Raw genomic sequence first — 12,001 nt, 5'->3', positions numbered from 1 at the left:
TGTCGACCTATCGTCATCTAGCCGACTGTAGTCTGCGGATGAAGAGGGGTTCGCAAGTTATCCGCCGGTTATTCGCCGCCAATCTCAGGCGAGAACGGGAGGCGCGCGAACTCTCTCAAGAAGCCCTAGCCGACCTCGCCGGGCTGCACAGAACATACGTCGGTTCCGTTGAGCGGGGCGAACGCAACATCAGCATCGACAACATTGAACTACTTGGTCGCGCGCTCGGGATCGAGCCTGCCGACCTGTTGCGACGCTCGTGATTGGTAAAAAACGGAGCCTTTTGGTAGATTTACCAATTTCCACAGGCTAAGCTATTGATTTTGCAGGCAGCCTTATTGGTGACGTAATCCGGCAACAATGTGGTACGAATACATCAGTATCCGCCCGCCGCGGACCCCGTTTTCAGCACCATTGCCGGAATGACCAGCGCAGACACCTCGGCCGCACACTTCGACACGGCCCCAGCGGAAGAGCCCCGGCGTTGGTCGGTGCGACGCTGGCTGGCACCCCTTGCCGTGGCGATGGCCTTGCTGTCGGCCCTCCTGACCTTCCTGGTCCTGACCGGTCTCACGAGGATCGAGCCGACGCCGGAGGTGGTCCGCTCGTTCTATCTGATCAATGCGGCCACGATCCTGCTGCTGGTCGGCATCATCGTCCGCGAGCTCTGGCAGCTGATCCTGGCGCGTCGGCGGGGCCGGGCGGCGGCACGCCTCCATGTCCAGATCGTCAGCCTGTTCTCGATCGTGGCGGTGCTGCCGGCAGTGCTGGTCGCCGTCGTCGCCAATGTCACCATCGAGCGCGGCCTCGACCGGCTGTTCTCCGGTCCGACCAAGGAGGTGATTCAGAATTCGCTGACGATCGCGCGGGCCTACATGCAGGACCACGCGCAGCTGATCCGCGGCGACATTCTCGGCATGGCCAATGACATCGCCCACGCCCGGCCGCTCTACGACCAGGACCGCCGCTCGTTCCGCGAGCTGCTGACCGCCAGCGCCGGCTCCCGCAACCTGCCGGGCGCGATGATCATCGACAAGAACACCAACATCCTGGAATCGGCCGACACCGGCATGCGGCTCGCTTATTCGCCGCCGGCGCCGGACTTCCTCAGCAACGTCAACGAATCCGAGCCCGAGATCGCGGTGCTGCCGGATGCGAGCTTCGTCGCCGCGGTGATCCGCCTGCGCGCCTTCAGCGACACCTTCCTTTATGTCGCGCGGCCGCTCGATCCGAACGTGGTCAACCAGCTCAAGCAGACCGAGGTCAGCGTCGCCGAATACGCCCAGATCGAGTCGCGCCGGCTCGGCATCCAGGTCGCCTTCGCGCTGATGTTCGCGGTGATCGCGCTGACCATCCTGATGGCCTCGGTGCTGATCGGCCTCAACTTCGCCAACTCGCTGGTGGCCCCGATCCGGCGGCTGATGAACGCGGCACACACGGTCTCGACCGGCGACCTCCATGTGAAGGTGCCCGTGCATCAGTCGGAAGGCGATCTCGCCCAGCTGGGTGAGACCTTCAACAAGATGACGCAGGAATTGCGCAGCCAGCGCGACGAGCTCGTCAACGCCAGCGATCTCATCGACAGCCGCCGCCGCTTCATCGAGGCCGTGCTGTCCTCGGCGAGCGCCGGCATCATCGGCGTCGACAATTCGGGCAGCGTCGGCATCCTCAACCGATCCGCCGAGAAGCTGATCGGGCACTCCGAAGCGGAGACGCTCGGCCACCCGCTCTCCGACGTGCTGCCCGAGCTCGAGGAGATGATGAAGACGGCGCGGGAAGGGACCCAGCGCCTGGTACAGGGCCAGATCACGATCACGCGCGACGGCACCGAGCGCAACCTGTCGGTCCGCGTCAGCGCCGAGAAGACCAGCCAGCCGCACGACAGCTACATCATCACGCTCGACGACATCACCGAGCTGGTCTCGGCGCAGCGCACCTCGGCCTGGGGCGACGTCGCGCGCCGCATCGCGCATGAGATCAAGAATCCGCTGACGCCGATCCAGCTCTCGGCCGAGCGCATCCGCCGCAAGTTCGGCAAGGACATCACCGAGACCAAGGACAAGCAGATCTTCGAGCAGTGCACCGATACCATCGTGCGCCAGGTCGACGATATCCGCCGCATGGTCGACGAGTTCTCGCGTTTCGCACGGATGCCGAAGCCGGTGATGGAGGGCGAGGACGTCGCCGACACCGTGCGGCAGGCGGTGTTCCTGATGAAGGTCGCCCATCCCGAGATCGATATCGAGGCCGAATTCAAGGAAGATCCGCTGCGCGCGCAGTTCGACCGGCGGCTGATCTCGCAGGCGGTCACCAACATCGTCAAGAACGCCACCGAGGCGGTCGAGCAGGTGCCGCCGGAGGAGCTCGGCAAGGATTACGGCAAGGGCCGCATCGACGTCGTGGTCTCGCGCGAGGGCGAGGACGTGCTGATCGACGTTATCGACAACGGCATCGGCCTGCCCAAGGTCGCGCGCTCGCGCCTCCTCGAGCCTTATGTGACGACGCGGGCCAAGGGCACCGGCCTTGGCCTGGCGATCGTCGGCCGCGTGCTCGAAGACCATGGCGGGCGTATCGAGCTGAAGGACGCTTCCGATTTCCGCGAGGGCCAGCGCGGCGCGTGGATGCGGATGCGTTTTGCGATCTCCGGTGCCCCCGCGAAGAGCGAGGGGACCGTGCAGGCATCGTCGGCCGCAAACGCGGTCACGGACATCGCCAAGCCGCCCGAAACAAAACCGCCGGCCGCCGAAACCAAAGAGCCGGCTGAAATGACCAATGATTCAACGAAGATCGAAGCCTCAACGGGCATCTGACAAGACAGGCGCGAACCATGGCAAGTGAAATTCTGATTGTCGATGATGAGGCCGATATTCGCGATCTCGTCGCGGGCATTCTCGAAGACGAGGGCTTCGTGACAAGGACCGCTCGCGACAGCGATACGGCGCTAGCCGAGATCGCCAATCGCAGGCCGCACCTGGTGTTTCTCGACATCTGGCTCCAGGGCTCCAAGCTCGACGGCTTGCAGCTGCTGGAGCAGGTCAAGAAGGACAATGCCGATCTGCCGGTCGTGATGATCTCCGGCCACGGCAACATCGAGACCGCGGTCGCCGCGATCAAGCGCGGCGCCTACGACTTTATCGAGAAGCCGTTCAAGGCCGACCGGCTGATCCTGGTCGCGAACAGAGCGCTCGAGAACTCGCGGCTCAAGCGCGAGGTCAAGGAGCTGAAGCAGCTCGCGCCGAGCGCAAGCTCGCTCGTCGGCCGCTCGCCGAGCATGAACCAGCTGCGCCAGACCATCGATCGCGCGGCCAAAGCCAACAGCCGCATCCTGATCGTCGGCCCGGCCGGCGCGGGCAAGGAGCTGACCGCGCGCACGCTGCATACGGCCTCGGGCCGCGCCGATGGTCCGTTCGTCGTGATCAATGCCGCCGCGATCACGCCGGAGCGCATGGAGCACGAGATGTTCGGCGTCGAACAGTCCAATGGCGAGCAGCCGCGTAAGCCCGGCGCGCTCGAGGAAGCCCATGGCGGCACGCTGTTCATCGACGAGATCGCGGACATGCCGCGCGAGACCCAGAACAAGATTTTGCGAGTGCTGGTCGAGCAGTCGTTCCAGCGCGTCGGCGGCACCGGCAAGGTGCAGGTCGACGTCCGCATCATCTCCTCCACGGCGCGAAATCTCGAAGAGGAGATCGCTGCCGGTCATTTCCGCGAAGACCTCTATCATCGGCTCTCGGTGGTGCCGATCCGCGTGCCCGCGCTCTCGGAGCGGCGCGAGGACATTCCGGAATTGATCGACTATTTCATGGAGCAGATCTCGGCCGGCAGCGGCCTGCCCAAGCGGCAGATCGGGCAGGACGCGATGGCGGTGCTGCAATCGCATGTGTGGCCCGGCAACGTACGCCAGCTCCGCAACAACGTTGAGAGAGTCATGATTCTGGCCGCGGGCGGACCGGAGGTGATCATCACCGCCGACATGCTGCCGCAGGACGTCGGCTCGATGGTGCCGGCGATGCCGACCAGCAACAATGGCGAGCACATCATGGGGCTGCCGCTGCGCGAAGCGCGCGAAGTGTTCGAGCGCGACTATTTGATTGCACAGATCAGCCGTTTTTCAGGAAATATTTCTCGCACGGCTGAGTTTGTTGGCATGGAACGTTCGGCGTTGCACCGGAAGCTGAAGGCGCTCGGTGTCGGCTGACACCGCGACGTCGCGGCCGCACCTCAGGGATTAGCGAGGAAAATCATCGATTTCCGTAGTTTTTCGGGGCATTTGGGCGTGGCCTGCCGCGTGAAGCGGCTTGCCTAATAACCCGTCCTGTCCTCTAATCGAACCGCTGTTCCTCCGAGGGGGATCTCATGAGGAATAGCAACCGGAAGAGGCCCCGAATGTCACAAAGAGGGCCGCAACCGGCGCAATAAAAAGAAACTCAAAGCGAGAAAAAAACAATGGCGGCAGACCGCGCACAAAACCTACAGGACACCTTCCTCAATCACGTTCGCAAAACCAAGACGCCACTGACGATCTTTCTGGTCAACGGAGTGAAGCTCCAGGGCATCGTGACCTGGTTCGACAATTTCTGTTTGCTGCTTCGGCGCGACGGTCACTCGCAGCTTGTCTACAAGCATGCGATCTCGACCATCATGCCGGGCGCTCCGATCCAGTTGTTCGAAGGCGGCGAGGATCAGCCGGCTTGAGAGTGATCTGATTGGAACCCCGGAATTTCGACGGGGAGGCCGACCGTCCGCGGTCGGCAGGGGCGAAGCAGACGGGGCGGGTGCTTGTCATCGGCCCCTACTTGCGTGTGCGCGCGAGCGGTGCCGATGCGCAATCGGAAAGCCATGTTCAGCGTGACGCGGAGGCCCGGCTCGATGAGGCCGCCGGCCTCGCGCGAGCGATCGACCTCGTCATTGCCGACGCCATCATCGCGCCGATCAGCCAGATCCGCCCCGCGACCTATATCGGCAAGGGCAAGGTCGAGGAGATCGCCGCGCTGGCCAAGAGCCTCGACGTCGAGCTCGTGGTGATGGATTGCGCGCTGGCGCCGATCCAGCAGCGCAATCTCGAGAAGGAATTGCACGCCAAGGTGCTCGACCGCACCGGGCTCATCCTGGAAATCTTCGGCCGCCGCGCCAAGACCAAGGAAGGCTCGCTCCAGGTCGAGCTTGCGCATCTCAACTACCAGCGCTCGCGCCTCGTTCGCTCCTGGACCCATCTGGAACGCCAGCGTGGCGGCTTCGGATTCATGGGCGGTCCCGGCGAGACGCAGATCGAGGCCGATCGCCGCCTGATCCAGGAGCGCATCTCGAAACTCGAGGGCGAGCTGAAGAAGGTGCAGGCGACGCGGCGGCTGCATCGCGCCGGGCGCCAGCGCGTGCCGTATCGCGTCGTCGCGCTGGTCGGCTACACCAATGCCGGCAAGTCGACGCTATTCAACCGCCTGACCCGCGCCGACGTTCAGGCCGCCGACATGCTGTTCGCCACACTCGATCCGACCCTGCGCGCGCTCACTTTGCCGCATGGCGGCAAGGCGATGCTGTCCGACACCGTCGGCTTCATCTCCAACCTGCCGACGCAGCTCGTCGCCGCCTTCCGCGCCACGCTGGAGGAGGTGCTGGAAGCCGACGTCATCCTGCATGTGCGCGACATCTCGCACGAGGATGCCGAGGCCCAGCAGAGCGACGTCGACGCGGTGCTGCGCCAGCTCGGCATCAACCCCGACGATTCCGGCCGCATCATCGAGGTCTGGAACAAGATCGACCGTTACGAGCCTGACAAGCGCGAAGAGCTTTTGAACATCGCCGCGCGCCGGCCGGAGGATCACCCGGCGATGCTGGTGTCGGCCGTGTCAGGCGAGGGGATCGACGCGCTGCTCGCCGCCATCGAGGAACGGCTCGCCGCAAAGCGCACCACGCTCGATCTCTCCATCGACGCCGCCGACGGTGCCGGCATCAGCTGGCTGCATCGAAATGCGGAGGTGCTGGCGAAAGAGCTGCACGACGGCCGCTTCGACATGACGGTGCGGGTCGACGAGACCAAGCGGGATATCGTGGTGAACCGGTTCGATGCCGTGCCGCGCGTGGCGTGATCCGAAGGGCGCGGTGCGCCCGACCGGCCTGCGTGCGATATCGACCATACCCGCGTTTCTGGGTTGAGGCGTGTAACGCTAGAACGGAATGGTCAGGCCCGGAGTTTTCGCCTGCGCCTTGGTATAGGCGACGCCATGGATCTTGATCCCACGCTCGTCCAGCAACGAAATGATGCCGCCCTGGTTCGACAATTCCATCGGCTTCTGCACGACGACGGCGAGTGTGCCCCCGGCCGCGATCTGCCCTGACAGGACCATTTTGTTCTTCTGCTTGTCAGCCAGCATCCAGCCGGTGAGATCGATGTCGCGATCGGCTGTATTGAGCAGCGTGACGACTTCCCGCTCGGGCGTCTTCAAGGCATTGACGAGTGCTGCGATGATGCGCACGAGTCCGTCAGGCATTTGCCCGGTCGGAGGAGCGGTCGGATCTGGCGGCTGTGTCGGCGCGCCGAGATCGATGGGGTCACCGGTCTTGTCGTCGGTGTGCCAGGCCTGAGTCTGGAATTTGAGGAAGACCGCCGTCCATAGCTTCTGATCCGGGAATTCGAACACCAGCCCGCCGTCTTGCCATGGCCCGTTGTCGCCCGAGAACCGTCCGATTGGGTTTCCCTGATTCATATGGATGTCGTGGATGCCGCGACCCGGCCGGAAGCCGAAATAATTGTCCGCTTTGGTCTCCGGCCCCCACGTCTCACCGAATGCGTAGATCATCGCGCTTTCGTTCGAGAGCGCGCGCTGGACGAACTGGTCGAGCTTCTCGTTGAGGTCATTGTCGGGTCCGGGCACCGACAGCGGGAGCGGGATCATCTCCTGGGGCTGCATCAGATTGCCGCGAATGAAGTCCAGCGCGATGCTGGCCGGCTTCGGCGGCTGCGGGTGCAGGCCCTCCGGCAGCGCCGCGAGATGATCGGTGATCGGATGGACAAAATGCGATCGCACCAGGAACTCGACTTCGCTTCCGTCGCCTGACTGCACATTGACGGCGATGCGGAAATCCGCGTTGTCGGCCACGACATGGACTTGATAGTGCGGCGACTGGCCGGTGCCGAAACGCATCGCGATCGGGCGTCCCTTGAGGACCGAATAGTGCTTTAATGGCATCGCACTCACCTGAGGTGGGATTTCGGCTGCGCGGGCTCCGTTGCTCAACTTTAGACTGCTTGTCGTGACGGTTTCATGGCTTGACTGCGATCCGCCATGACCGCCTCGCTGCATTCGGGAAAAGATGCTGACCTATATCTCCTTCGCGACCGCTTCGATCCTTGCGGGTACACCGATGGAGCAGGCCACAACGCTAGCGGCGGGCCTGCGAGCGAGTCTCTGATACCGGTTTCCCCTCACTCTTCGCCGCGTTCCACAGCGCGTCCATCTCCGCCAGCGACGCCTGCTCGAGCGTCCGCCCCTGCGCCTCAAGCGCGCGCTCGATGAAGGCGAAGCGCCGCTCGAACTTTGCATTCGTCGCGCGTAGCGCGGCTTCCGGATCGGCGTCGACGTGGCGGGCGAGATTGACGAGTGCGAACATCAGATCGCCGGTTTCCTCCGCCAGCCCCTCGCTGTCGTTGCGGTCGAGCGCCGCCTCGATCTCGTCGGCTTCTTCGCGGATTTTCGCCAGCACCGCGCGCGGGTCGTTCCAGTCGAAGCCGACGGTGGAGGCCTTGCGCTGGAGCTCCATCGCGCGCGTCAGCGCGGGCTGACCGGCCTTGACGCCCGAGAGTAACGACTTGTGCGTCGGCGTTTCCTCCGGCGGCCGGCGAGCCGCACGTTCGGCTTTCTCCTCGGCCTTGATGCGGTCCCAGACCTCCTTGACGTGGGAGGAGGCGAGGTTGCCGTCCTTGTCGGCGAAGACATGAGGGTGGCGCCGGATCATCTTGCGGGTGATGGCCTCCACGACGTCGCCGAAGGTAAAGGCATTCTGTTCTGAAGCCATCTGGGCGTGAAACACGACCTGGAGCAGGAGGTCTCCGAGCTCCTCGCGCAGATCGTCGAGATCGCCGCGGCTGATGGCCTCGACCACCTCATAGGCCTCCTCGATCGTGTAGGGCGCGATCGTCGCGAAATTCTGCTCGAGGTCCCAGGGGCAGCCGGTCACCGGCGTGCGCAGCGCCGCCATGATCTCGATCAGACGGGAAATGTCGCGGGAAGGGGTCATTGCGGGGCAGTCTCCTGGCTCCAAAGCCTTATGCCAAAAGCGGCCCGCCGTTCCCAGCGCGGCGCGGCGGAACAGGCCGATTTCCACCGATTGGCGGCAGATTGGCGAGCCGCCCCCGCAGTGCTAAAGCGCGGGCCATGAGTGACGCATTTTCATCACAAACCGCCCTGGTGCTCTTTTCCGGCGGCCAGGATTCCACCACCTGCCTCGCCTGGGCGCTCAGCCGCTTTGCACGCGTGGAGACACTGGGTTTCGAGTATGGCCAGCGCCATGCCATCGAGCTCGCCTGCCGCGACCGGCTGTTCGACGGCATCAAGGGTCTGCGCGCAGACTGGGCCGCAAGGCTCGGCGAGAGCCACACGCTGTCGATCCCAACGCTGGCGGCCGTGTCCGAGACGGCGCTGACGCGCGACGTCGCCATCGCGATGGGCGCCGACGGCCTGCCGAACACGTTCGTGCCCGGCCGCAATCTGGTGTTCCTGACCTTCGCCGCGGCGCTCGCCTACCGGCGCGGTATCACCCACATCGTCGGCGGCATGTGCGAAACCGATTATTCCGGCTATCCCGATTGCCGCGACGACACCATCCGCGCCATGCAGGCCGCGCTCTCGCTCGGCATGGCCAGGCCATTCGAGCTGCATACGCCGCTGATGTGGATCGACAAGGCGGCGACGTGGAAGCTAGCCCATGACCTCGGCGGCGCAGGACTGGTCGATCTCATCCGCGAGCACTCGCACACCTGCTATCTCGGCGAACGCGGCGCCCAGCATGAGTGGGGTTTCGGGTGCGGCGAGTGCCCGGCGTGCAGTTTGCGGGCGAAGGGATGGCGGGAGTTTGCGGCGGGGCGCAAATAGCGCTCCAATCTCCGCCGTCATCGCCCGCGAAAGCGGGCGATCCAGTATTCCAGAGAAGGTGCTTGAGCCGAGAAGCCGCGGCGTACTGGGTCGCCCGGTCAAGCCGGGCGACGACGGAGGATAGAGCTTGCGCTCTCTCAACGTCGTCATTGCGAGGAGCTAAGCGACGAAGCAATCCAGACTGTCACCGCGGAGAGATACTGGATTGCTTCGCTGCGCTCGTAATGACGGGTCAGGCGCGACCTACCGAAAATCCTCCGGCCGCAGCTCGATCGGCTTGCCGTGCGGCGTGCGGTCGGCGGCGTGGTCCCAGGCGTCGCGGTAGCGGTGCAGCGTCTCCGTCGATGCGACGCCCTTGCTTGCAACCAAACCTTCCAGCGTGGCGAGCCAGTGCAGGTAATAGGTCTCGCCCGTATCAGGATCGCCGGCGGCTTGCGCGCGCTTGATCTCGGAGGCCAAGGCTGCGGCCCATTCCGGCCAGGTGAACACGCCGCGCTCGTGCAGCGTCAGCGCCATCGCAAACGCATGCGCTTCCCAGGGTGCGCGGAACACCGGGCCGTCGTCATCGCGCGGAATGCTCGGAATGGCCGCCGTCGCGGCGGCCGCAGCCGCGCTGCTCATCACGCCGGGTCCAGATAGGGTTCGAAGGCGTCGATCGAAACCTTCAAGGTCGGATCACCGTCCGCGCCCCAGAGATCGCGGCCCTCGAACACCACCGTGTAAAGCCATTGCGGATTTTCGCCGAGCTCCATCGCCGCCGAATCCGGAAATACGTGGCAGCCGTGGTTCAGCTCGACGACACCGACATGGCCGCGCACATAGCGCGGCAGCCGCGTATGCGTGGTCGGATGAATGTTCCTGGCGCGGACGCGGTCGCCGATGTTGAATTTTGCCGGCGCCGGAGCAGGGCGGGCGAATTTGCCGCGCACCATGACGCGCTCGACATTGGCGAGGTCGAACTTGCCGTGCTTGAGCGCCCTTGCAGGCTGCATCGCGTGGCCGGCGGCGACCTCGTCCCGGGTGAGGTAGCCCTTCTCAATCAGCATCTCCTCGAGCCCGAGAAACCATTTCTTGTAGTAGGAGCTCGAGAGATAGACGTGCGGCGGCAGCGTCTCGCGATAGAAGCGCGAGGTGTCGATGTTGAAGGCGCCCGCCGCGCCCATCGCGCGCACCATGGCGAGAACACGCGATTCCCACTCCTCGTGAAACATCGGCTCGTTCGGCTCGGCCTCGACCTTGCCGAACCCGTCCATGCCGCCCATGTCGTGGACGCCGTTCACGAGGGCGCTCCAGGCGTCTTGGGAAAGCCGGTGCCGATCATGGAATCGCGCGTGACGAGCTCGGCGAGCTGCTCCTCACTCCAGCCTTCGGTGCCCGCGGGGCGCATCGGCAGCACCAGGAAGCGGGTCTCGGCGGTGGAATCCCACACTCGGATTTCCATGTCCTTGGGCAGCGTGACGTCGAAATCGGCGAGCACGCCGCGCGGGTCCTTCACCGCGCGCGAACGATAGGGCGCAGCCTTGTACCAGACCGGCGGCAGCCCCAGCATCTCCCAGGGGTAGCAGGAGCACAGCGTGCACACGACCATGTTGTGTCGCTCTGGCGTATTCTCGACCACGACGAGATGGTCGCCGACGCGGCTGACATGGCCGAGCGTGCCGATGGCCTTCGAGCCATCCTCCAGCAGCGCCTTTTTGAACGCCGGATCGGTCCAGGCCTTGGCGACGACGCGAGCGCCGTTGTGCGGGCCGATCCTGGTCTCGTAGGCCTGGATGATGGCGTCGAGCGCGGCCGGCTCGACATAGCCTTTTTCTGTCAAGATCGTCTCGAGCGCGCGCACGCGCAGCTCGGTCTCCGACAGCTCGGAATGGTCGTGATGATGGTCGTGATCGTGGCTCATGGCGCAAAGATAGGCGCAATGGTCCCTGCCTGTCGAGTATGCGCCGGGGCGCAACCGGGTCCCATATTCGTGAGGCCGGATGTAGGCTAGCCTCGCCGCAAAGCGGATAGGGAGACATTGGTGACGAACTTCGTGACGATCGAGAAGGGCCTCGGACCGGAGGGGCGGATTGCGGTGGTGCGGTTCGACCGCGGCGACGGCATCAACGCGCTCTCGCCGGAGGCGCTGCGCCAGCTCACCGCGGCCGCGCGCAGCTTCGAGGATGATGTCGCAACGTCCGTCGTGGTTCTGACGGGCAGCACCAGCGCCTTCAGCGCCGGCTTCGACCTCAAGGATGCCGAGGGCCGCTCGCGCAAGGACATGGATCTCGGCACGCTGCGGCGGCATCTCAAGCTCGGGCCGCGTCTGACCCATGCCTGGCATGAGATGGAGCAGATCACGATCGCCGCCATCGAGGGTTTTTGCGTCGGCGGCGGCGTCGCGCTGGCCGTGGCGCTCGACTTCCGCGTGATGGGGCACGACGCGCATCTGCGCGTGCCCGAGATCGGGCTCGGCATGAACATGAGCTGGCAGAGCATCCCGCGCATGCTGCATCTGATCGGGCCGGCCCGCACCAAGCAGGCGGTGATCCTGGCCGACCAGCGCATCTCGGCCGATGAGGCCTACGAGTGGGGTTTGGTGGAGCAGGTGGCCGATCCCGGCCATGCGTTCGATGCCGCCATGGAGCTTGCCCGGAAGGTCGCCGCGCAGCCGCCGCTCTCGGTCGCCATGACCAAGCTGACCGTCAACCGGCTGGCACATGCGCTGGATGATCTCGCCAGCCACATGGACGTCGACCAGTTCGCGCTGGCGAGTCTCACCGAAGACCACAAGGAGGGCGTCGAGGCGTTCCTGACCCGCCGCAAGCCGCGCTTCAAGGGGCGGTAGAACGTGAAGTCAGGCCATTGATCGCGCCGCGGACAGTCCGTATACGCCGCGCTAGGACAAAAACGGCTCGGCCAACGGGCGGTAC

The 12,001-nt window shown here is 64.7% G+C and carries 12 protein-coding genes; 7 read left to right on the top strand and 5 right to left on the bottom strand.

The features are described 5' to 3' along the window. Nucleotides 1-38 precede the first annotated feature (38 nt). The 5 genes from AB7290_RS21405 (at nt 39) to hflX (ending at nt 6,086) form a co-directional block, all read left to right on the top strand. Complete coding sequence (locus AB7290_RS21405) at nt 39-263, top strand: helix-turn-helix domain-containing protein (protein WP_085399561.1); 225 nt, start codon at nt 39-41, stop codon at nt 261-263. A gap of 159 nt (nt 264-422) precedes the next feature. Next, nucleotides 423-2,810 carry a sensor histidine kinase gene (locus AB7290_RS21400; protein WP_085399562.1) on the top strand — a complete coding sequence of 796 codons (2,388 nt, stop codon included), beginning with the start codon at nt 423-425 and terminating at the stop codon, nt 2,808-2,810. A 17-nt stretch (nt 2,811-2,827) separates the two neighbouring features. Continuing rightward, the gene (ntrX, locus tag AB7290_RS21395) at nt 2,828-4,198 is read left to right on the top strand and encodes a nitrogen assimilation response regulator NtrX (RefSeq protein WP_063983319.1); all 1,371 of its coding nucleotides are present in this window, start codon (nt 2,828-2,830) and stop codon (nt 4,196-4,198) included. A 248-nt stretch (nt 4,199-4,446) separates the two neighbouring features. Continuing rightward, a complete protein-coding gene (gene hfq, locus AB7290_RS21390) occupies nt 4,447-4,695 on the top strand; it encodes an RNA chaperone Hfq (RefSeq protein WP_007591126.1) in 249 nt (82 codons plus the stop codon). An 11-nt stretch (nt 4,696-4,706) separates the two neighbouring features. Next, nucleotides 4,707-6,086: a GTPase HflX gene (gene hflX / locus AB7290_RS21385; RefSeq protein ID WP_085399563.1), complete on the top strand. Its 1,380-nt coding sequence runs from the start codon at nt 4,707-4,709 to the stop codon at nt 6,084-6,086. A 78-nt stretch (nt 6,087-6,164) separates the two neighbouring features. On the opposite strand, the gene AB7290_RS21380 is transcribed toward hflX, so the two are convergent. Then, complete coding sequence (locus tag AB7290_RS21380) at nt 6,165-7,187, bottom strand: DUF2278 family protein (RefSeq protein WP_085399564.1); 1,023 nt, start codon at nt 7,185-7,187, stop codon at nt 6,165-6,167. Nucleotides 7,188-7,380: 193 nt separating this feature from the next. After that, entirely contained in the window at nt 7,381-8,235 is an 855-nt protein-coding gene (mazG, locus tag AB7290_RS21375) for a nucleoside triphosphate pyrophosphohydrolase (protein ID WP_063983316.1), read from the bottom strand. 137 nt (nt 8,236-8,372) lie between these two features. On the opposite strand from mazG, the gene queC reads away from it, so the two are divergent. After that, the gene (gene queC / locus AB7290_RS21370) at nt 8,373-9,089 is read left to right on the top strand and encodes a 7-cyano-7-deazaguanine synthase QueC (RefSeq protein WP_085399565.1); all 717 of its coding nucleotides are present in this window, start codon (nt 8,373-8,375) and stop codon (nt 9,087-9,089) included. Between the two features lie 243 nt (nt 9,090-9,332). On the opposite strand, the gene AB7290_RS21365 is transcribed toward queC, so the two are convergent. Genes AB7290_RS21365 through nthA form a run of 3 tightly spaced genes read right to left on the bottom strand, consistent with a single transcriptional unit; the run spans nt 9,333 to nt 10,989 of the window. Further along, nucleotides 9,333-9,710 carry a nitrile hydratase accessory protein gene (locus tag AB7290_RS21365; RefSeq protein ID WP_085401481.1) on the bottom strand — a complete coding sequence of 126 codons (378 nt, stop codon included), beginning with the start codon at nt 9,708-9,710 and terminating at the stop codon, nt 9,333-9,335. After that, entirely contained in the window at nt 9,710-10,369 is a 660-nt protein-coding gene (gene nthB, locus AB7290_RS21360) for a nitrile hydratase subunit beta (RefSeq protein ID WP_085401482.1), read from the bottom strand. The genes AB7290_RS21365 and nthB overlap by 1 nt, the downstream gene beginning before the upstream one ends. After that, on the bottom strand, nt 10,366-10,989 hold the full coding sequence (gene nthA / locus AB7290_RS21355) for a nitrile hydratase subunit alpha (protein WP_063983312.1): 624 nt from the start codon (nt 10,987-10,989) through the stop codon (nt 10,366-10,368). The genes nthB and nthA overlap by 4 nt, the downstream gene beginning before the upstream one ends. Nucleotides 10,990-11,109: 120 nt before the next feature. Here nthA and AB7290_RS21350 point away from each other — a divergent pair, with 120 nt between their 5' ends. Next, entirely contained in the window at nt 11,110-11,916 is an 807-nt protein-coding gene (locus tag AB7290_RS21350; protein WP_085401533.1) for an enoyl-CoA hydratase/isomerase family protein, read from the top strand. Nucleotides 11,917-12,001 lie beyond the last annotated feature (85 nt).

It is taken from the genome of Bradyrhizobium sp. 613_E4_N2_2 (genome assembly GCF_052075995.1).
Lineage (GTDB): Bacteria > Pseudomonadota > Alphaproteobacteria > Rhizobiales > Xanthobacteraceae > Bradyrhizobium > Bradyrhizobium barranii.
This window is presented reverse-complemented; position numbering and strand designations above follow the sequence as displayed.